This is a genomic window from Kitasatospora sp. NPDC051853 (assembly GCF_044452665.1).
Taxonomy (GTDB): domain Bacteria; phylum Actinomycetota; class Actinomycetes; order Streptomycetales; family Streptomycetaceae; genus Kitasatospora.
Genome location: NZ_JBITBY010000006.1, coordinates 84434 through 105112, shown reverse-complemented (window position 1 = coordinate 105112; position 20679 = coordinate 84434). Strand labels below are relative to the sequence as shown.

Annotated in this window: 18 protein-coding genes and 1 pseudogene; 4 read left to right on the top strand and 15 right to left on the bottom strand. The window is 72.3% G+C overall.

Features of this window, described 5'->3' with window-relative positions; all coding sequences use genetic code 11:
* Positions 1-66: 66 nt before the first annotated feature.
* Both ACIA8O_RS18525 and ACIA8O_RS18520 read right to left on the bottom strand, forming a co-directional pair.
* Positions 67-339, bottom strand: coding sequence for a hypothetical protein (locus ACIA8O_RS18525; protein WP_396294939.1), 273 nt, complete (start codon positions 337-339; stop codon positions 67-69).
* A gap of 28 nt (positions 340-367) precedes the next feature.
* Positions 368-592 (bottom strand): hypothetical protein, encoded by a 225-nt coding sequence (locus tag ACIA8O_RS18520; RefSeq protein WP_396294938.1) that lies wholly within the window; start codon positions 590-592, stop codon positions 368-370.
* A gap of 225 nt (positions 593-817) precedes the next feature.
* On the opposite strand from ACIA8O_RS18520, the gene ACIA8O_RS18515 reads away from it, so the two are divergent.
* Positions 818-1804 (top strand): LuxR C-terminal-related transcriptional regulator, encoded by a 987-nt coding sequence (locus ACIA8O_RS18515; RefSeq protein ID WP_396294937.1) that lies wholly within the window; start codon positions 818-820, stop codon positions 1802-1804.
* A 57-nt stretch (positions 1805-1861) separates the two neighbouring features.
* Here the strand turns inward: ACIA8O_RS18515 and ACIA8O_RS18510 are convergent, their stop codons facing one another.
* Complete coding sequence (locus ACIA8O_RS18510; RefSeq protein ID WP_396294936.1) at positions 1862-2965, bottom strand: HoxN/HupN/NixA family nickel/cobalt transporter; 1104 nt, start codon at positions 2963-2965, stop codon at positions 1862-1864.
* Between the two features lie 208 nt (positions 2966-3173).
* On the opposite strand from ACIA8O_RS18510, the gene ACIA8O_RS18505 reads away from it, so the two are divergent.
* Together ACIA8O_RS18505 and ACIA8O_RS18500 are read left to right on the top strand one after the other, a co-directional pair.
* Positions 3174-4655 (top strand): peptide MFS transporter, encoded by a 1482-nt coding sequence (locus tag ACIA8O_RS18505; protein WP_396294935.1) that lies wholly within the window; start codon positions 3174-3176, stop codon positions 4653-4655.
* A gap of 20 nt (positions 4656-4675) precedes the next feature.
* On the top strand, positions 4676-6703 hold the full coding sequence (locus ACIA8O_RS18500) for a CocE/NonD family hydrolase (RefSeq protein ID WP_396294933.1): 2028 nt from the start codon (positions 4676-4678) through the stop codon (positions 6701-6703).
* A gap of 37 nt (positions 6704-6740) precedes the next feature.
* Here the strand turns inward: ACIA8O_RS18500 and ACIA8O_RS18495 are convergent, their stop codons facing one another.
* The 8 genes from ACIA8O_RS18495 to ACIA8O_RS18460 all read right to left on the bottom strand — a co-directional run bounded on the left by ACIA8O_RS18495 (position 6741) and on the right by ACIA8O_RS18460 (position 14510).
* Positions 6741-7406, bottom strand: coding sequence for a hypothetical protein (locus ACIA8O_RS18495; RefSeq protein ID WP_396294932.1), 666 nt, complete (start codon positions 7404-7406; stop codon positions 6741-6743).
* A gap of 97 nt (positions 7407-7503) precedes the next feature.
* Entirely contained in the window at positions 7504-10674 is a 3171-nt protein-coding gene (locus ACIA8O_RS18490) for an AAA domain-containing protein (RefSeq protein WP_396294931.1), read from the bottom strand.
* A gap of 277 nt (positions 10675-10951) precedes the next feature.
* Entirely contained in the window at positions 10952-11203 is a 252-nt protein-coding gene (locus ACIA8O_RS18485; RefSeq protein WP_396294930.1) for a hypothetical protein, read from the bottom strand.
* Positions 11200-11553 (bottom strand): hypothetical protein, encoded by a 354-nt coding sequence (locus ACIA8O_RS18480; protein WP_396294929.1) that lies wholly within the window; start codon positions 11551-11553, stop codon positions 11200-11202. Before ACIA8O_RS18480 ends, ACIA8O_RS18485 begins: the two co-directional genes overlap by 4 nt.
* 458 nt (positions 11554-12011) lie before the next feature.
* Positions 12012-12707 carry a hypothetical protein gene (locus ACIA8O_RS18475; RefSeq protein ID WP_396294928.1) on the bottom strand — a complete coding sequence of 232 codons (696 nt, stop codon included), beginning with the start codon at positions 12705-12707 and terminating at the stop codon, positions 12012-12014.
* A gap of 34 nt (positions 12708-12741) precedes the next feature.
* Entirely contained in the window at positions 12742-13206 is a 465-nt protein-coding gene (locus tag ACIA8O_RS18470; protein ID WP_396294927.1) for a hypothetical protein, read from the bottom strand.
* Between the two features lie 41 nt (positions 13207-13247).
* Entirely contained in the window at positions 13248-14060 is an 813-nt protein-coding gene (locus ACIA8O_RS18465; RefSeq protein WP_396295329.1) for an SDR family NAD(P)-dependent oxidoreductase, read from the bottom strand.
* A gap of 60 nt (positions 14061-14120) precedes the next feature.
* Positions 14121-14510 (bottom strand): hypothetical protein, encoded by a 390-nt coding sequence (locus tag ACIA8O_RS18460; protein ID WP_396294926.1) that lies wholly within the window; start codon positions 14508-14510, stop codon positions 14121-14123.
* A gap of 215 nt (positions 14511-14725) precedes the next feature.
* Here ACIA8O_RS18460 and ACIA8O_RS18455 point away from each other — a divergent pair, with 215 nt between their 5' ends.
* Entirely contained in the window at positions 14726-15781 is a 1056-nt protein-coding gene (locus ACIA8O_RS18455; RefSeq protein WP_396294925.1) for a M36 family metallopeptidase, read from the top strand.
* 25 nt (positions 15782-15806) lie between these two features.
* On the opposite strand, the gene ACIA8O_RS18450 is transcribed toward ACIA8O_RS18455, so the two are convergent.
* From ACIA8O_RS18450 to ACIA8O_RS18435, 4 genes and pseudogenes are all read right to left on the bottom strand, one after another.
* Positions 15807-17663, bottom strand: a complete 1857-nt coding sequence (locus ACIA8O_RS18450) for a hypothetical protein (RefSeq protein ID WP_396294924.1) — start codon at positions 17661-17663, stop codon at positions 15807-15809.
* Complete coding sequence (locus ACIA8O_RS18445; RefSeq protein ID WP_396294923.1) at positions 17660-18037, bottom strand: hypothetical protein; 378 nt, start codon at positions 18035-18037, stop codon at positions 17660-17662. The genes ACIA8O_RS18450 and ACIA8O_RS18445 overlap by 4 nt, the downstream gene beginning before the upstream one ends.
* 168 nt (positions 18038-18205) lie before the next feature.
* Positions 18206-18967 (bottom strand): annotated as a pseudogene (locus ACIA8O_RS18440) (collagenase); the annotation flags it as partial.
* Between the two features lie 374 nt (positions 18968-19341).
* Positions 19342-20679 carry a GH1 family beta-glucosidase gene (locus ACIA8O_RS18435; protein ID WP_396294922.1) on the bottom strand — a complete coding sequence of 446 codons (1338 nt, stop codon included), beginning with the start codon at positions 20677-20679 and terminating at the stop codon, positions 19342-19344.

Here is a 20679-nt window from a genome sequence, read left to right as displayed (position 1 = left end):
CCGCCGGTGGCGGACCGCTGAGCTGGGGGGACTGGGGGAGGTGGGGAAGAGGAAGGTGACGGAGGGTCAGAGCCAGGAGGCCACGGTCAGCCCGGCGTGCGCGGCCGAGCTCAGCACCCGGGCCAGCAGCAGCTGGGCCTGCACTGACGCCCGGGCCCGGGAGGCCGCGCGCAGGAAGAGCACCAGGCCGATGCCCTCGGGCAGGGCCAGCGCCCGGACGTGCTCCAGCCCGTCGGCCGGGGCGGCGTGCGCCCAGATCGCGTCCTGCACGGCGCTGGCCTCGTCCGGCCCGGGCGGACCGGCGCCCGGGCGGACCAGGACGAGGTCGACGGTGTGCACCGCGCGGCTCCGGCGGCGGCCCGCCCGGTCAGACCCGGCCGGACTCGGCCGGAGCGGACTTGGCCGGAGCGGACTTGGCCGGGGCGTCCCAGCCGATGCCCTTGTCGGCGAGCACGGTGCGCTTGGCGGGGGCGTCCCAGCCGATGCCCTTGTCGGCCAGGGCGGCCTGCGACGGGGCGGCGGCGGCCAGCAGGGCACCGGCCGCGAGGACGGTGGTGAGCAGGGCGGCGGCACGGCGGGCGGAGTTGAGCACGGTGGTTCCCGGTTCTCTGGATCTGATCGTCCGACACCCCGATCCTGCCCGGCCGCCCACCCCTGCGGGGAGGGCAGCCGGACGGCACGAACGTGCCAGGCAGCAAGCTGCCCGGGGTGCGGCACGGCCCCGCCCGGACGGGCTTGCGCACCACGCGTGCGGAATGTGAAGATCCGGATCACGCGCACGTGCCGCGTACACGACGAGCTGTGGGGGGCCGCCGACGTGCTGGAACTCTTGGGCCTGGACCCGACCGCCGAGGCGGTCTACCGCGAGCTGCTGGCGCACCCGGAGGGCGGCCTGGCCGAGCTCTGCGCGCGGCTCGCGCTCTCCGAGCCGGTGGTCCGCGACGCACTCGACCGGCTGGCCGACCTCACCCTGCTGCGCGCCTCCCGGGACCGCCCGGGCCAGCTGCGCCCGGTCAGCCCGGAGCGCGGCCTGGAGCTGATCCTGCGCCGTCAGGAGGAGGAACTCGCCCGCCGCCAGCAGGAGCTGACGCTCGGCCGGGCCGCCGCCGCCCGGGCCGTGGCGGAGTACGCGGACCTGCGGCCGGGCTCCGGCACGGTGCAGGCCGAGCGGCTCCAGGGGCTGGACGCCATCCAGGCCAAGCTGGAGGTACTCACCGAGGGCCTGACCGAGGAGTGCCTCTCGGTGATGCCCGGCGGGGCGCAGTCCGCCGCCAGCCTGGAGGCGTCCCGGCCGCTGGACCAGGACGCGATGGCGCGCGGCGTCCGGCTGCTGACGCTCTACCAGGACTCGGTCCGCAACGACCTGCCGACCTTCCTCTACGCCCAGTGGATGGCCGGGCTCGGCGGCCAGGTGCGGACCGCCCCGATGCTGCCGCCCCGCCTGCTGGTCTTCGACCGCCGGGTCGCGGTGGTCCCGATCGACCCCGCCGACACCAGGGCGGGTGCCCTCTGCACCACCGAACCGGGCCTGGTCGCCTCCCTGGTGGCCCTCTTCGAGCAGGCCTGGGACACCGCCACCCCGCTCGGCGCCGACCCGGCCTCCGACCGCGAGACCGGCCTCAACCCGGCCGAGCGCGAACTCCTGCGCCTGCTCGCCACCGGCCTCACCGATGAGGCCGCCGGCAAGCGCCTCGGCGTCTCGCTGCGCACCGTCCGGCGCCAGATGGCCGCCCTGATGGAGCGCCTCGACGCCGCCAGCCGCTTCGAGGCCGGTCTCAAGGCCGCCCAACGCGGCTGGCTCTGAACGCACCGGAGGGCCCGGGCAGCTGCCCGGGCCCTCCCGACGGGGTGTGACGGCGGCTCAGTCGCGGACCGCGGCACCCTTGGCCATGGCGGCCGTCCAGCGCTCCTCGACCCGGGCGAGCTTCCAGTAGCCGTACGCCGCCGCCCAGGTGAGCACGAACAGGCCGACGATGGCGTAGCCGACCAGGTCGAGGTCAATCTCGCCGATCCAGGCGACCGGGCCGGAGGTGATCTCCAGCTTCTCGCCGAGCAGGCCGACCAGCTCGATGGTGCCGATCACCAGCGCGACCAGGACCGAGAGGCCGGTGACGGTGAGGTTGTAGTAGATCTTGCGGACCGGCTTGGAGAGCGCCCACTCGTAGGCGAAGTTCATGAACGAGCCGTCGATGGTGTCCAGCAGGCTCATCCCGGCGGCGAACAGCACCGGCAGCACCAGCAGCGCGTACCAGGGCAGTTGGAAGGCGGCCGCGCCGCCGGCCAGCACCAGCAGCGAGACCTCGGTGGCGGTGTCGAAGCCCAGGCCGAAGAGCAGGCCGACCGGGTACATGTGCCACGGCTTGGTGACGGCCTTGGTGACCCTGCCGAGGATCCGGTTGAGGAAGCCGCGCTTGTCGAGCTGGCGCTCCAGCTCGGCCTCGTCGTACTCGCCGACCTTCATCTTGCGGAAGACCCGCAGGATGCCGTTGAAGGCGCCCAGGTTGATCAGGCCGATCAGCACCAGGAAGACGCCGGAGACGCTGACCCCGATCAGGCCGGTGACGTCGTGCAGGGTGGAGTCGTCCGACTCGACCTGCCCGGCCAGCGACTGGATGCCGAAGGCGAGCAGCGCGCAGAGGCCGAAGACGATCGAGGAGTGGCCGAGCGAGAACCAGAAGCCGACCGAGAGCGGGCGCTGGCCCTGGCCCATCAGCTTGCGGGTGGTGTTGTCGATGGCCGCGATGTGGTCGGCGTCGAAGGCGTGCCGCATGCCGAGGGTGTAGGCGGTCAGGCCCATGCCGACGCCGAAGACCTGGCCGCCGACGTCGTACTCCTCCGGGGCGACCAGGGCGATCAGGGTGAACCAGCCGATCACGTGCAGGGCCAGCACGAAGCCGCCCATGCCGGCCAGCCGGATCCACTCCTCGCGGGTGAGCCGGTCGCGCAGTCTCGCAGGCGAAGCCATCCGGCAGTCCTCCAGGTAAGTCGTACGAGATGCCCAGAGCGCTGAGCTGGGCCATCCTTCCCCCTGGCGGGTCGCACTTGCAAGCCGTTCGCAACTGCGCCACCCCGGCGCGCGGGAGCACTCGACGGCGTCCGGGGGCCGCCCTGACGGCCCCCCAGCTCACACTCCGTCAGGAAATCGACATAAATGTCCCTTATCGTCTGTTCCTGTGACCACGGACACCGAGCGCAGGGACACCGCCCGACTCGACCACTCCTTCTTCGGGCACCCCCGCGGCCTGCTGACCCTCTCCGGCCTGGAGGTCTGGGAGCGGTTCTCCTTCCTCGGCATGCAGGCCATCCTGGTCCTCTACTTCGCCGACTCGGTGGCCGACGGCGGCCTGGGCATGCCCCAGGGCACCGCCGCCTCGGTGGTCTCCGCCTACGGCACGCTGGTCTACCTGACCTCGGTGGTCGGCGGCTGGCTCGCCGACCGGATGCTCGGCTCCTACCGGGCGGTGCTCCACGGCGGGGTGCTGATCGCCTGCGGCCACTACGCGATGTCGGTGCCCACCGCCGCCATGACCTGGGCGGGCCTGGGCCTGATCGTGGTCGGCACCGGCTTCCTCAAGCCCAACGCGGCCACCCTGGTCGGCGGCCTCTACGCCACCGACGACGACCGCCGCGACGCCGGCTTCGCCCTCTACTACATGGCCATCAACATCGGCGCCTTCGCCGGCCCGCTGGTCAGCGGCTGGCTCGGCCAGAACGAGGGCTGGCACTGGGGCTTCTCGGCCGCCGCGATCGGCATGACCTTCGGCGTGGTCCAGTACGTGCTGGGCCGTTCCACCCTGCACCGCGACCGCGGCCCGGTCCACCCGCTCACCCCCGCCGAACGCACCCGCTGGACCAGGGGCGCGCTGCTGGGCGCCGCCGCGGTGGCCGCGCTCGGGGTGCTGCTCTGGGCAGTCGGCTGGCTCACCATGGACCGCACCGTCGACCTGATCACCCTGGTCTCGGTGCTGGCCCCGATCGCCTACTTCGCCGTCATGTTCCGCTCCCCCGAGGTCAGCCGGGAGGAGCGCGGACGGCTGCGGCCGTACGTGGTGCTCTTCCTCGCCTCGGTGGTCTTCAACCTGGTGCTGTTCTCCTCCTACACCACGCTGGCCCTGCTGGCCGTGGACCACGTGGACAACTCGATCTTCGGCTGGCACTTCCCGTCCAGCTGGTGGACCTCGATCCTGGGCGCCATCGAGGTGCTGCTCGCCCCGGTGGTGGCGGCCCTGTGGGTACGGATGGACCACCGCCAGCCGCACGCCTCCCGCAAGATCGCCTACTCGCTGTTCGCCGCCGGGGCCGCCTTCCTGGTGCTGGTCCCGGCCACCGCCGGGAAGAGCGGCGACTACCGGATCGCCGGCCTCTGGCTGCTCGGCTGTTACCTCTTCATGGGCGTCGGCGACATCCTGCTGGAGACCACCGGCATGTCCGCCACCAGCAAGCTGGCGCCCCGTCACTTCACCGGCCAGACCATGGCCGTCTGGTTCCTCTCGCTGGCCCTCTCCCAGGGCATCGCCGCCCAGCTGACCAAGGTCTACGGCGAGGTCTCCGACGCCGCCTACTACGGCTGGCTCGGCGCCCTCGCGGTCGCCGCCGGCGTCGCCCTGTACCTCGCCCTGCCCTGGATGCGCCGCACCATGCACCCCGTCCGCTGACCCCGTCCGGAGGAGTTCCGATGCAGCACCCGTCGCAGTACCCGTACGGGACCACCCGCGAGGACCTGCGCATCCCGCTCTCCGACGGGGTCGAGCTGTACGCCCGGATCTGGCGCCCCGTCACCGAGGAGCCCGTCCCCGCCCTGCTGGAGTACCTCCCCTACCGGCTGACCGACTGGACCGCCCCGCGCGACGCCCAGCGCCACCCCTGGTACGCCGGCCACGGCTACGCCTCGGTCCGGGTGGACGTGCGCGGGCACGGCAACTCCGGCGGCCTGCCCGGCGACGAGTACTCCGCCCAGGAGCTGGCCGACGGCGTCGAGGTGGTGGAGTGGCTGGCCGCGCAGCCCTGGTGCAGCGGGAAGGTCGGCATGTTCGGCATCTCCTGGGGCGGCTTCAACAGCCTCCAGATCGCCGCGCTGGCCCCCGAACCGCTCAAGGCCGTGGTCACCGTCTGCTCCACCGACGACCGCTACGACAACGACGTGCACTACATGGGCGGTTCGCTGCTCGCGGTGGACATGCACGCCTGGTCCGCCACCATGCTGGCCTTCGCCGCCCGCCCGCCGGACCCGAAGTACGTCGGCGACGACTGGCGCCGCATGTGGCTGGAGCGCCTGGCCGCCCTCGAACCCTTCGTCCACCCCTGGCTCACCCACCAGGTCCGGGACGACTACTGGCGGCACGGCAGCGTCTGCGAGGACTACGGCGCGGTCCGGGCCGCCGTGCTCGCCGTCGGCGGCTGGGCCGACCCCTACCGGGACACCGTGCTGCGGCTGCTGGAGCACCTGGACGCCCCGGTGCGCGGCATCATCGGCCCCTGGTCGCACCAGTACCCCGACCGCGGCCTGCCGCCCGGCCCCGCGATCGGCTTCCTCCAGGAGACCCTGCGCTGGTGGGACCACTGGCTCAAGGGCGTGGACAACGGCGTCATGTCCGAGCCCGCGCTGCGCAGTTGGATGAACGAGTCGGTACCGCCCGCCACCGTGTACGCCAACCGGCCCGGCCGCTGGGTCGGCGACGAGACCTGGCCCTCGCCGGACGTCCGGGAGGTCGGCTACGGCCTCGACGACACGCTGCGCACCGCCGGCACCTCGGCCGACCGCTACGTGGAGGTCCGCTCCCCGCAGCACACCGGCCTCGACGCCGGGCGGTTCTTCCCCTTCGGCAACGCCGCCGACCTGCCGCCGGACCAGCGCGAGGAGGACGGACGCTCGGTCTGCTTCGACTCGCAGCCGCTGCCCGAGCCGGTGGAGGTCCTGGGGCGGGCCTCGGTGCGGCTGCGGGTGCGCGGCCGGGCCCGGCGCGGCCAGGTGATCGCCCGGCTCTGCGACGTCGCCCCCGACGGCTCCTCCACCCTGGTCACCCGGGGCGTGCTCAACCTGAGCTCCCGTCAGGGCCGGGACCGGGTGGTGGAGTGGACCCCCGGCGAGGCGGAGGACGTCTCCTTCGAGCTGGTCTCCATCGCCCACGCCTTCCCGGCCGGCCACCGCCTGCGGCTCTCCCTCTCCTCCGCCTACTGGCCCTGGATCTGGCCCCAGCCCGACCCCACCGGCTTCGAGGTCGACCCGGGCCACAGCCGCCTGGTCCTCCCCGTCCGCCACCTGGCCGCCGACGCCGGCTCCCCGCCGGTCACCTTCGAGCCGCCCGAGCAGTCCGAGGGGCTGGACGTCACCCACCCCGAACCGCTCACCGCCCGCCCCGAACGCCTGGTCCTACGCGACGTCGCCACCGGCGAGCACCGCCTGGAGGTCGACCCCGGCTACGGCGGCACCCGGATCTACCCCGACGGCCTGGTCTACGACGAACACGCCCTGGAGTCCTACCGCGTCCTGGCCGACTCCCCGCTCTCCGCCGCCACCCGCTCCGACTGGACCGTCCGCCTCCAGCGCCCCGACCTCGGCTGGGACACCACCGTCCGCACCCGCTCCGAAATCACCTGCGACGCCCACCACTTCACCGTCCACAACCACCTCACCGCCCTGGAGGGCGGCGACGTGGTCTTCGAACGGGACTGGCAGCGGCGCATCCCGCGGACGGCGAGCTAGGCCGCCCGTCCTCAGAATCCGATGCCGCCAGGAAGTGCTAGTCGAGAGGTGCTCTGGACATCCGGCCCGACTTCCACGGGTGGACGAAGCGCTGCCCGGCGATCTCGATGATCGAGCCGTCGCCCGCTTCCAACGTCCAGTCCAGGAACTGACGGTGGGCCAGCGTGGCGTTCGGCTCGCCGAGCTGCCGGGAGAGTTCGATCTGAAGACGGTGGCGCCGGTACCTGCGATCCACGGAGAGCCTGAGCGCCAGTCCGGCGACGAGCATGACGGTGGACAATCCCGCTGCCACCAGACAGAACTGCGCGGTGGCATAGCCCGCGGTGGGCTGCTTGAGGGCAGCCCAGCGCACGGCCGCCGCGATGCCGCAGGCCAGCAGCGCGCTGCTGGCCATGTACAGCACAGCGAACATCCGGATCCGTTGGAGCGAGTGCTTGCGGATCCAGAACCGCTGTAGCTCCTTGTCCACGTCCGCCTGCTCGGCCGGTGGGAGCGGAATGCCGGTGCTCCGGGCAAGCAGTGTCCGCCTGATCGGCTCGGCGTACTCCAGCAGCAGTTCCTCATTGCGCTGCCGGTTGTCCCGGAACCCGTTGACCGCCTCCAGTGCCGCCACCACCAGCAACGCGGCCAGCACCGCGCAGATGATGGCCGCGAAGTCGTTCGACATCCCGTACGTCGGCACGACCGCCGGCTGACTCTCCACTCCCGCTCCTCCCGCCCCCCAGACCGCTGCCGACGCCCCGTCAGGATACGGCGCCCCCTGGCAGACCGGCCCGGGGAGTCGTCGCTCGGATCGACGCCTACAACGACGGCTGCTTTCCCAAGTATCCGGCCTCCTCAGGGCGCAGAGCCTTCCGCCTGTCGCAACCGACCGTTCCGGTGGTGCCGTCGGGCTCGACGACGGCAACGCGTGTGGGACAGGCCCAGACGAAGTAGCGCTGGGCCGGGTGGTTGGTCGTGTGCGCGGACTTCGCGGTGCGCTGCTTGGACGGGATCGTGTACTTTCGCAGCTCGGCCTGGTCTCCGTGGTCGGGGCAGGCGGGCGGGTGAAGCAAGAGCTCGGCATTCTCGTGGTCGAGGATGTGGCGGGCGAAGCGGCGCCCTCGGAACGGGATCATGATTTCGCGCCGGCCTTGCCCACCGGGCGCGTGGGACAGGGTGTTGAGGCTGCCGAGGAAGCAGAGCCGTTCGTCGATCACCAGGATCTTCTGGTGCATGTCCTTGATCTCCACCACCGTGTCGGCCACCGCCTTGAGTTCCGGCAGGCGGCGGGCGGCGTCGGCGGCGGTCTTCGGTTTGGCCAGCTGGCCCTGCAGCAGGCTGTCGCTCTCGTTGGTGACGAAGAGATGGATCCGCACACCGCGGCCGCGCGCTTCGTGAAGGCGCGGGAGCACCTCCCACATCCGCTTGGTGTACCAGGGTGACCAGAGCCAAATGCTGTGGCGGGCCTGGTCAATGGCGTCGAGGGCGTCGGGGTAGTAGGTGTCCTCGTCGTGGATGGCGGTGTACCGGACGTGGCCTTCGAAAGCCCGCCAGATCTCCTGCTGCAACGGGTTCAGCCCCGGCGACGCAGCAGTCGGCAGGCCGACGAGATGATCGGAACGGACACCGCGCACCAACGCTTCGGGCTCCGCTCTCGCCATGTCGCGCACATGGGCCAGGACCGTCCCGCTCGCCGCTCTGGCGACGGCCTCCCAGGCCGCGAGCACGTAGACGCGCTGGCGCGCCCGCGTCGCACCAACGTTGAAGAGCCTGGCCCCGTCCCTGGGGTACGGCCGCGAGTCCTTGAAGTCGCCGACAGCAGCCCATCCCGCAAGCACACCGTCCTCGACCAGGTCCAGAATGACCACGTCGAACTCCCGCCCCTGGAACCGGTGCGCGGTGCCCACCTCCACCTCCGGGGTTCGGAACAGGCGGCCTTGATCGTGGAGCCAGTCATGCGTCACCTGTGCCTGCAGCTTGTACGGCGTGACGATTCCGACGCTCTCGCCCTCGTCGTGGTGACGCTCTGCAAGCGCGGTGGCCAGCAGGCTGCCGGCCACCCACCAGCGGCCCTTCTCCCCCGGCACCCGCCGTGCGGAAGCCATTCCGTCGTCTTCCTCACCGAGCCCGTCGGTCGTGACCAGGATGATCTCCGGGTCCAGCGCCCGGTCCCGCACCGGGCGCGCCGACCTGAGCATGCCGCCGTAGGCGATCCGGTTGACCAGATCGGTGGTGTCGGGTCCGAACCGGTGCGTGGTGAGCAGTGCCGCGCATCCGGGGTGCGCCAACGCGTCGGCGGGCGTGCGGATGCCCACCAGCTCGAAGCAGTCCGTACGGATCCACCGCTCCAGTTCCGGCTGCTTCGGCACACGCGTGGGCATCACCGGGCCGAGCTGACAGAAGTCCCCGAACAGGACGACGGTCTCCTTGGCCTTGGCGACCGCGACGATCAGTTCGGGCAGCAGCGCAGCCCCGGCCTCGTCGACCAGGACGACATCGTAGGGTCCCTCGGCCACGGTCCGGTTGAGCCGCAACCGGGCAAGCGTGGTGGCCACCACTCTCGCTCCGCGGATCAGCTCAGGCTCGGCTTGGGAGCGTCGACGCGCCAACTCCCGCACGAGTCGCTCGTGTTCACGCTCCAGCTTGCCCTGCTCGGCCAGCAGTCCGGCACAGGACTCCTGCAGTTCCCGAAGCCGACCGGTCAGCCGGGGAAGGCCGGCGTTGTCGGAGGTGGCCACCAGATCGGCGTCCCCGGGCTGAGGGCAGTGATCCTGCTGAGCGGCACGCAGCCGATGTCCGGCAGCCTGCGCCGTCTGCCGGGCGAGGTCGAGGTCCTGGTCGGCCTTGGCCTGGTCGGCGGCAGTCGAAGTGATCAGCGCCAGTTGCAGGCGCAGCGCAGTGTCATCGACGGCTTGGACGACCTGCTGGTGGAGGACATCACGGCGTCGGCCCTGCTCAGCTCGTTCGCGCTGGATCTCGCCACGCCGCCGCCTGGCCCGCAAGCGACCCCGTCCGTCGAGCTCGCGTTGCTCCGTTTCCAGAGCGGCCAAGGCGGCCTCGGCATCGAGCAGGGCCGCCCCCAATTGCTGCTGGCTCTGCTTGCCCTTCCCGATCTCGGCCCGCCACTGCGCCACCTGCTCCAGCAGAGCACGCTGAGGCTCCCAACTTTCCCAGCGCCCAAGCGCCTTGCTGTGCTCGACAGCAGCCTGCTCACTCCGGCACCGGGCGTCCGCCTCACCCCTTTCGGCCGCCTCCAGTTCGGTCGCAAGGCGCTCCACCAGGTGGCCGTGGACAAGGCGCCTCTTCGCCCGCCCGTACGCGTCGGGGTCAAAACCAACGAGTCGGGCCTCCGTCTCGCGCATTTCGGTCAGCAGTGGCTCGCCCGCCAGGGCAGCGAGTCGCTCGGCGACGCCTTCCACCGCACTCTCGGCTTCCGCGACTTTGGCCCGCACCAACAGGGGGAGCGAGACCCGCGGGTCCTCGGCCACGTGGCGGAGCGCGGGAGAACCGACTCGGACCATCAGACCAGGCGGCAGCGACGAGCGGTCCTTGAGTACCCCCTCCAAGGCGTTGTCCACCGCCACATTGGTGCCGGAGACCAGCAGGACGCGCTTGCCCCGCAGCGCAAGGTCGCTTGCCTCGCGCAGCGATCGGACCAGGAAATCGGGCGGTCTCCGTACCGCCCACAGCGCCAATCCACTCCGGGGCGCATGGGCAGCCACCTGGAGCCGCACCCGCTCCGACTCGACCCGCCAGCCGAGGACGGTGAAGGACCGACCTTGCCGATCATCGGGGCCGGCCCCCGTCGCCAACCGCATGTCCTCGAGGTCATCAGGGTCGATCCGGCTCGCATAGGTGGGCAGCCCGTACCACCCGTCCTCCAGATGATGGACGTCCCCGACCTTCGTGTGCCTCGGGGATTCCGCACGGCCACCTGAACGGCCCTCGCCCGCCAGGACCGCATCCACGGCCTGGACCAGTTGCTCCATCCACAGTGCCAATGTTCCCCGACCTGGACACGACAACACTCCTTGTGGAAATCATCCCATGCCGGCCACTCCCCATGTGCGCTTGTCATACAAACCACCGCATACAGCAGCAACGAGCGGCGACCGAACGGGCATTCTTATTTCACTCATGCCAATCTCGCTCGGCAAGAAGGCAGCGGCGCGAATACTCACCAAAAGAAGAACGAGCACCGCTCGCAGGGTGCACCGTAGGCTGCACAGCCCTCGTGGCCAGCCGTACAGAAGGCTTCCTGGCGGCCTACAGGTACGTGACCTGGACGATGTAGATCTGCTCGTGCCGCACGACGGTCAGGTATTCGAACATGCCTCCCGGAACGTCGGCCGTCTTGCTCCTGGGGTTCTCGCCTCGGTACGAGGTTCCGTCGAGATAGAGGGCCTCCGCAGCTCGAACCAGCTCGTCAGCCTTCTTCTCGACCTCGGCGACGAAGGCCGGCGGCGTTCCGCTGACTACGTATTCCTCATTGGGGAGGTACTCCCAGGACCACGTCATGCGCCCAGCACTCGGTAAGCGGCTCGGACGATCTCGGCAGCGCTGAGGGCATGACGCCGGGAGTCATCCGGCTCCTCCGCCACCTGCATGAGGTATTCGGCTCGGCGGAGCTTGGAGGCCGTCTCCGGGTGGCGTTCGATCTCGACCACGACGGCCCACCGCAGGAGGAACCCTCGGAGGGGATCGAGGGTGTCGGAGTCGATGGCCTTGGTGATCGCTTCGGCCTGCTCCGTCTGCATCTCCAGCAGACGGTCCGGGGCCACGACGGCAAGGGCAGCCTTGAGGGCGGTGATGGTCCGCTCAGGGCGCGGGATCAGCTCGTCGGCGTGGTGCTCCGGCTGTGCGGTCACGTCTCCTCCGTACAGGTAGGCCGGTACCACGCTACAACGCGGCGAGCCCACTGATGCTCGGGTTCGGGTGACACGACGTCTTCCACCTCTCACCTCCTCACCAGGCCTGCCCATCTCGGTACTGTTCGAGAACATGCCAGGCCAGGACCACCGGGCTGCCGAAAGGGATTCGACGTGGGCGATCAGGCCCGGCGACCGGGTGCGGGTACCCCATCGGCCCGCTGGATAGGAGGTCCCGGACCTGGCCGAGGGGGAGCACGATCGCGGCCGGCGGCCCGCGGGGGCCGATGTGACGCTCGCCTTCCACCGGTCCTTCGCCGTGCTGGTCGGGGAGCTCGACGATCACGCGATGCTGTGCCACTCGGTGCCGTCGACGTGAAGGTGGCCGCCCTCGGTGATGACTGGTCGGGGTTGAAGTTCGGCCAAGGACGGCACACCGTGAACCGCGCCGCCTACGGCTACGCCTCGACCCGCGGGACCTCGGTGTCCCAGTCGACGCGGGTGTGCGGGGCGGCCGCGATGGTCTCCAGGGCCGGGTCGGCGAGGAGGAGGGCGGCGGTGGCGGTGTCGCAGGCCACGTAGGTGGAGAGCAGGTCGTAGTCGCTGGAGACCACCCAGCCGCGGTCCTCGGGCCACCAGTACTCGGGGCCGGACTCGCCGACGGTGGCGGCCAGTTCGGTGCGCAGCTGCTCCAGGCCGGCCAGCGGGGCGGTGCGCACCAGCGGGCGGTCCAGGCCGTTGGTGACGGCGGCGAGGTCCCAGGCGTAGTGCACGGGCTGATCCCCCGTCACCGCCGCGAGGGCGGTCGTCAGCGCGCGGCGGCTGGCGGCGTCCAGCGCCCCGTCCTCCGCCACCCACCGGACGGTGGTCACCTCGCCGTCCTCGTCCTCCGTCTCCAGGCCGTCCTTCAGCCAGCGGTGCGAGAGCTCCGGGACGAACGGCACGCCCGAGCGCTCGGCCCACTCCCGCCACCTCGGGCCGGCGGTCGCGCCGTCCAGGCTCTCGAAGCGGTGGAAGATCCGGACGTAGGCCTCGTACCCGTCGGGCAGGATCTCGGACACCAGGTGCCCCGGGCCGGGCTCCGGCCGGCCGAGCCGGGCCGACAGCCAGGCGAGTTCGGTGCCGTCATGGGTCCATTCGCGGTACTCTGTCACGGTTGTGATTATCCCCTGAGGCGGCGTCAGAAGATCACAGGTGGTGCCGGGCGGTGGCCACGAAGGCGTCGATCAGGTCCCTGGTGGCGTCCCGGCGCCGCTCCACGTCCTCCAGGTCGGCGGCCCGGTCGATCCGGCCGATCGTCTCGAAGGCGGCCGTCGCGGCGGCGGTGAGCTCGGGCGAGTCGGCGATCAACTGGAGCCGGAAGACCGCGTGCTGGGTCTGCGAGCGCAGCTCGAAGGACTTGGCCCGCAGGGCCGGCTCCTCGGCGGCGTCGGTGCCCCGGTGCAGGCAGAACCAGTGGTGCAGCACGGCCTGGCGGAACTCCACCAGCAGCCCGGCGTAGGCCCCGTAGACCTCCAGCCGCTCCTGCCGCAGCCGTTCGGCCTGGGCACCGCGCTCGGCGTGGGTGGCGGAGCGCTGCTGGAACGCGTGGGTGAGGAAGGAGCCGAGCAGGGTGCCGAGGACGGCTATGACACTGGTGAGTATGGCGCTCATGGGGCCCATGCAAGCAGATCCGCCCGGCCCCTGACGGAGGATCAGTCCTCCCGGCGCTCCACCCGGAAGGGGAAGGGCACCGTGCCCGGGTCCACCGTGCTGATGCCGCCGTCGACGGTGAGCACCGCGCCGTTGACCAGGCTCGCGGACGGGGAGAGCAGCCAGGCGACGGCCTCGGCCACTTCGGCCGCCTCGCCGGGCCGCCCCAGGGGGTTGAGCCTGGTGGCCTCCTGGTACGCGGCCTCCACGTCCCCGTGGCCGCCCAGCTCGGCGAGGCGGCCCATCGGCCGGTCGGCCATCTCGGTGCGGACCCAGCTGGGGCAGACCACGTTGGACCGCAGACCGTGGCGGCCGTAGTCGACGGCCACCGAACGGCAGAGCTGGAGCAGCGCGGCCTTGGAGGTCGCGTACGCGGCGTTGCCGTGCCCGTTGCGCAGCGCGGAGACCGAGGCCACCCCGACCACGGCGCCGCCGCCCCCGGCCGCCAGCAGGTGCGGCAGCGCGGCGCGCAGCACCAGGAACGGGCCGGTGACATTGGTCCGCAGCACCGCCTCCCAGTCCTCGACCGCGAGCTCCCCCACTCCTCCCGGCCGCCCGATCCCGGCGTTCAGCACCAGGCCGTCCAGCCGCCCGAACCGCTCGACCGCCGCCGCGACCAGCCCGTCCACCTGCCCCTGCTCCGTGGTGTCCGCCACGTGCGCGACGGCCCCGGTCTCCCGCGCCACCGCCTCCAGCGGCTCCCGCCGCCGCCCGGACACCACCACCTCGTGCCCGCTCTCCCGCAGCACCCGGGCGGTCGCCGCCCCGATCCCCGTCCCGCCCCCGGTGACCACCACCACGCGCTCGTCGCCCACCACGCCCCACTCCCCCGACTTGCCGGTCCGGGCGATCATACGTACGCCGACCGGCATCCGTCAGGACGCGAGGACCCCGTCCGCCGCCGGCCACACCGCGTCCTCCTCGGGGGCGGTGAGCACTCCGCCGACCAGGGCCACCACCTCCTCGGCCCGCTGGTCCGCCAGCTCCACGCTCCGCCCCTCCGGGCAGGAGACCGAGATCCGCACCCCGGCGCCGTGCGGCCGGGCCAGGAAGGCGTGCAGCGAGCCCGCCAGCGCGGCGACCGCCCCGCCGTGCCCGACCGCTACCACCAACACCCCGTAGGGGACGCCGAGTTCACCGCGCCAGCGCCGCACCGCCCGCGGCCGCACCCGGCCGCGCAGCGCCGCCTCGGCGCCCAGCCACACCTCCAGCGCCCGAAGCTCGCGCACCCCGCTCCCGCCCCGCACCGAGATCCACGCCTCCACTGCCCCTCCTCCGCTCCGGCCTCCTTGGAGTCTCGGCGGCCCGAAAACCGTTTGGCAACCCCCTAACGGGAGCACCGGGCACGAGTGTTAGGAGTACCCGGCGGATTCGGTCCCGGGTCTGTCCTTTCCTACGGCGATGCGGCATGATCCCCGCCGTCGGCCCCGACCGATCGGTCGGGCCGCCGCACCCTCACCCAGCCCGCCCTGGAGGAACCTTGTCCCGCACCACCCGTGCCTCCCGCCTCGCCCTGGCCACCGCCGCCGCCCTGGCCACCCTCGCCGTGCCGGTCGCCCCGGCCGTCGCCGCGCCCGCGCCCGCCCCGGCCTCCGCCCCCGTGGGCCAGGTCTTCCGGGTCAACCCCGTCCAGGCCACCGGCGACCAGTCGCTGACCGACGCCAAGGACGCCGACTCCGCCGCCCTGGCCGCCGCCTACGCGACCGTGGCGCTGCGCAACCTGGACACGAGCGGGGGCCTCTCCGGCACGTGGGCGGCGGTCCGCTCCGAGACCGGCACCCCGGCCCGGTCGGCCACCGGGGACTTCCGGTACACCCGGAACGCGGACCAGTTCGAGCAGGTGATGGCGTACTTCTGGGTCAACGAGGCGCAGGAGTACCTCCAGGGCCTCGGCTTCGGCAGCGAGCTGCGCGGGGCCAACGACAAGGTCCAGCAGGTCCGGCTCAACCAGTGGGGCTCGGACAACTCCTTCTTCACCGACAAGAAGAACGAGATCCGCCTCGGCAAGGGCGGCGTGGACGACGCCGAGGACGCCGAGGTGATCGTGCACGAGTACGGCCACGCGGTGCACGAGGCCCAGGTGCCCGGCTTCGGCAGCTCGGTGGAGGCCGGCTCGATCGGCGAGGCCTTCGGCGACTACCTCGCCCTGACCGTCGGTCAGGCCGCCCAGGCCCGCTACGGCTGGACCGGCCGCGCCGAGGAGGCCTGCGTCGGCGACTGGGACTCGACCTCCTACACCTCCACCACGCCGCACTGCCTGCGCCGCCTGGACACCGGCAAGGTCTACGCCGACCGCGTCGGCGAGGTGCACGCCGACGGCGAGATCTGGTCCCAGGCCCTCTACGACATCCGCAAGGCCCTCGGTGCCCGCACCGCCGACCGCCTGATCGTCAACGCCCAGTTCTCCTTCGCCCCCGACACCTCCTTCTCCGCCGCCGCCCTGACCACCGTGGCCACCGCCCGCGCCATGTACGGCGACCAGGCCGCCGCCACCGTCCGCCAGGCCTTCGCCGCCCGGCAGATCCCGGGCCTGTAGCCGGCCGGCGCCGCCGCCCCTCGGGTCACCGACGGGACGCGAGGGCGGCGGCGCTGCCGCGGCGGTGGCCGGTGCCGAGGAGGACGGCGGCGGTGCCGGTGAGGGCGCGCACCTTCCAGAGGGTGTGGTCGATGGTTTCGGTGAGGGCCGTGGCGCGGGGCGGGTCGGTGGCGGCGAGGACCGGGACCAGGTCGGCCCGGGCCGCCTGCTCCGCCTCGGGGTCGCCGATGGTGCGGGCGATCCGCAGGGCGTGGTCGGGGTCGGTGGCGGCGACCACTGTCGCCACGGCGGCGAGGGCCTCGATGCGGCAGGACCGTTCGGTGACGGCGTCGGCGAGACGGACGGCGCGCCGGGGGTCGGTGGCCACTGTCGAGCGGGCGACGCCCACCAAGGCGTGGGCGTAGGGGCGTTGGCCCGCGTACGGGGCGAGGAAGCGCAACGCCCGGTCCGGGTCGATCACGGCCAGGGCCTCGGCCACGGGCGGCGTCGCCCAGGGCGGACACCGGTCGGGCAGCAGCCGGAGGGCGCGGTCCGGATCGGTGGCCGCCAGGGCCAGGGCGATCCCGGCGCGGGCCACGGTGCGGGAGTACCCCTCCGGGAGGGCGGCGGCGAGCTGCTCGGCCCGGTCCGGGGCGAAGGCCGCGACCGACCGCACCACGTCCTCCCAGCAGACCGGACTCCCTCTGCCCGGCTTCTGGCCGGCGAGCAGGTAGGTGTCCAGGAGGTACGCCCCGTTCCCGGGGTGGCGGTGGTCGTCGACGCGGGCGATCTCCGCGACGGCCGTGCTCCGGTAGGACTCCCAGAGGCCGTGGGCCGTGTCGAGGGCCTTGAAGGCGTCCTCGGCGGCGAGCACCACGGCGATGTCCGCCGTGATCGACTGCCGCCGGTCCGGGTCGGAGACGGTGGCGGCCATGCCCACCGCCTGCTCCTCCGAGACCGCCGCGACCACCGGGGCGACGGCGGAGACCAGGACGCGTCGCAGCTGCTTGCTCTCCGCCCGGGCCGTGAGCCGCAGCGCCCGCTCGATCGCGCGGACCGCCTCCTCCGGAGCCGTTTCCCGCAGCGACGGGGCGGGGCCGGTGACGGCCGCGTGCGCCAAGGCCGGGAGCGTCCCGTTCACCGGCGGCCGACGGCCCGTCAGGGCCTGCCGGTTGCGCACCAGTCCGAGCTCGCCGGCCGTGTCGGTGCCCAGGTGCTGCGGCAACGGCAGCCCCTCGGCTGCCAGTTGGGCCCGCAGGTGGCGGAAGATCCCGGCCGGCGTGAGCATCGGACCGGCCTGCGGGCTGCCCTCCTCCAGCAGTCGGAGCAGCCGGCCGGTGAAGGCGGTGTGCGGTTCGCCGTCCAGCACCAGGGCGGCCCGGTTGGCCGGGGCGGAGGTGAGGGTGAAGGCACCGGAGACCTCCAGCTCGGCGAGGTGCCGCTGCTCCTCCCCGGCCATCGGACGGCCCACCGCCCGGCCGCTGAAGCAGCTGTCCAGGACCAGGACCCGGTTCTCCGCCCGGCTGTCCAGGAAGGTCTCCCGGACGGCCTCGAAGGGCAGCGCGGTGTACGGGAGTTGCTCCAGCCGGGTACCGGCCAGACCGAGGTGCAGCCTGCCGCGGCGGTCGATCAGGCCGTGGCCGCAGAAGTAGACCAGCAACAGGTCCTCCGCCTCCTCGGCGGCGGCCGTCAACTCCTCCCCCACCCGGGCGAGGTCGGCGTCCGGCGGCACGGTGCGGCAGTGCTCCGCCGGGAAGCCGCCGAGCTCCGGATCGGTCAGCACCCGTGCCAGGTCGGCCACTCCGGCCCCGACCACCGCCAGCTCGGGCAGCCGCTCGTCCTGGTAGGACGGCGTGCCGATCAGCACCGCCCGCGAGCGCCCCGGATCGACCGCCCGGCTCACGCCTCCGCTCCGCCCTCGCCCTCCTCGGACGAGGCGGCGATCACCTGGCGGAGCAACGCCTCGACGTCCTCGACCCGTTGGGCCTCCACCTCCACGCTGCGCCCGTCCGGCGCGGACACCGAGATCCGCACGTCGGCACCGCGCGGGCGGGTCAGGTAGCCGTGCAGCGATCCGGCGAGAACGGTGACCACTCCACCGCTCCCGATCGCCGCGATCAACACGTCGTAGGGAGCGCCGAGTTCACCGTGCCCCGGCCGCGCCGCCCGCGGCCGCACCTTCCCCCGCAGCTCGGGCTCGTCGTTCAACCACGCGTCCAACTCCCGCAGCTCGTGCACCGGGTCGTCCCCGCCCCGCACCGAAATCCACGCCTCCACTGCCCCTCCTCGGCTCGGACTCCCTGGAGTCTACGTCGGCCCGATAACCGCTCGGCGGCTGCTCGGCCGGAGGGCGGAATCCGCCTGTGCGGAGCGAGGAGGACAGTTGGCCGGCGCCGCTGCCCTCGCGGTCCGGAGACGGCGAGGGCAGCGGCGCACCGGTCACGCGCCGGCGGCCACGGCGGTCAGCCAGGTGTTCCAGTCGCTCTCGTAGCTGAGCGAGGTGAGGAAGGTGCGGGCGGCGGCCCAGTTCCCGGTGCGGTAGTGCCCGAGCACGGTGGCGACGTCGGCCGGGTGCTTCTCGACCATGTAACGGGCGGCCAGGTAGCCCCAGTTGTAGGTGCGATTGGTGTCGGTGTTGTCGTAGGTGGTGTCGAACAGGGTGCGCAGGGCGTAGGTGTGCTTGCCCGCCTCGGCTGTCGCGTTGGTGTAGCTGACGCCTCGGTAGGAGTACGAGACGTACTCCGCGATGCCCTCGCCCCACCAGACGGTCGGGGTGGTCTGGCTGGCGTTGAAGTCGCCGTAGAGGTCGAACCGGCCGTCGAGGTAGTGGGTGTACTCGTGGTTGAGGTTCCAGATCTGCCAGCCGGGGCTGACGTCGGTGCGCTCGTAGCAGATGAACCGCGGCTGGTTGCCGGACTTGGCCGGGTCGCCCTCCAGGTACATTCCGCCGTTGTTGGTGTTGATGCCGTAGATCTTCCCGGCGTAGGACTTGTAGTCGGCGCTGGAGTTGAAGACGTCGACCTCGAGCGTGGTGTTGAAGTCGTTGGCGACCGGCCCCGAGTCCTTGACCACGCCGTGGAAGTAGGCGTCCTGGTTGGCCAGGCTGGCGCAGGTGGCGGCCAGTTGGTCGGCGGTCATCTCCTGCGCCCGGATCCGCAGCGACGGGCTGCAGGTGTGGACGATCGGCAGGATGCGCGACTCCAGCCGGCCGCCGGTGGGGGCCGCCAGGGCGGCGGCGTCCTTGGCGCTGCCGTGGGCGGGCCGCTGGGACGGGTCCGCGAGGACCTGCTCCGCCTTGAGCCCGCCCTGGGCGGCGTGGGCGGTCTGGACTGCCGAGAGGGGGGCGGCCGCGAGGGCCGCGATCAGCAGGGTGGTGGCGATGGCTCGCAAGGTTCACTCCTGGGGGTTGGAGCAGACGTCCGTCAGCGACGGACTGCGAGGTAAAATGGCACACGTCACATTGCTTTTCAATGGCGCCGACAGAATTGCCCGCCCGCGGGCGGTGCGCGCCGGAGCCGGACGCCGCCGGACGCGGAAGGGCCGGCCAGGGTGTTCTCCCTGGCCGGCCCCGGTGGTGACGGTCAGCGGCTGCGGTGGGCCGCGATCAGCTCGGCGTAGCGCAGGCCGCTGGTCTTGACGGTGCGGCGCTGGGTCTCGTAGTCGACGTGGACCAGGCCGAAGCGCTTGTCGTAGCCGTACGCCCACTCGAAGTTGTCGAGCAGGGACCAGGCGAAGTACCCGGCCAGCGGGGCGCCCTGGGCCACCGCGCGGTCGCAGGCGGCGAGGTGCTGCTCCAGGTAGGCGGTGCGGCCCGGGTCGTGGACGGCTCCCTCGGGGGTGACGGTGTCGGCGTAGGCGGAGCCGTTCTCGGTGACGTAGATCTTCGCGGCGCCGTACTCGTTCGCCAGGCGCAGGATCAGCTCCTCCAGGCCGGGGGCGTGCACCTCCCAGTCCATCGCGGTGTGCTCGGCGTTCGGGCCGCGCACCTGACGGAAGCCCGGGGCCGGGCCGGACGGGTCGTCGGTCACGAACTGCCGGAAGTAGTAGTTCAGGCCGATCCAGTCCAGCGGGGCGCCGATCAGCTCCATGTCGCCGTCCCGGACCGGGAGTTCGACGCCGTAGAGCTTGACCATGTCCTCGGGGTAGCCGCGCCCGAAGACCGGGTCGAGCCACCACCGGTTGATGTGGCCGTCGGCGCGCACGGCGGCGGCCAGGTCGGCGGCCGAGCCGGAGGCCGGCTCGATGGTGCTGAGGTTGTTGACGATGCCGATCTTCGCGCCCGGCACGGCCGCCCGCAGGGCCTGGACGGCCAGGCCGTGGCCGAGGTGCAGGTGGTAGGAGGCCCGGACGGCGGTGGTGAGGTCCCTGATGCCGGGGGCCATGGTGCCGTCGAGGTGGCCGATCCAGGCGGAGCAGAGCGGCTCGTTGAGGGTGGCCCAGTTGGTCACCCGGTCGCCCAGGCGCTCCGCGACCACCGCCGCGTACTCGCCGAAGCGTTCGGCGGTCTCGCGCTCGGCCCAGCCGCCGCGGTCCTGCTGGGCCTGCGGGAGGTCCCAGTGGTACAGGGTCGGGAAGGGCGTGATGCCGGCCGCCAACTGGGCGTCCACCAGCCGGTCGTAGAAGTCCAGACCGGCCGGGTTGACCACGCCGTCGGCCTGCGGCACCACGCGGGGCCAGGCGATCGAGAAGCGGTAGGCGCCGAGGCCCAGCCGGGAGGCCAGCGAGAGGTCCTCCGGCCAGCGGTGGTAGTGGTCGCACGCCACGTCACCGGTGTCGCCGTTGTCGACCTTCCCCGGGGTGTGGGAGAAGGTGTCCCAGATCGACGGGGCCCGGCCGTCCTCGGCGACGGCGCCCTCGATCTGGTAGGCGGCGGTGGCCGCGCCCCAGACGAAGTCGTCGGGGAGAGCACCGAGTTCCAT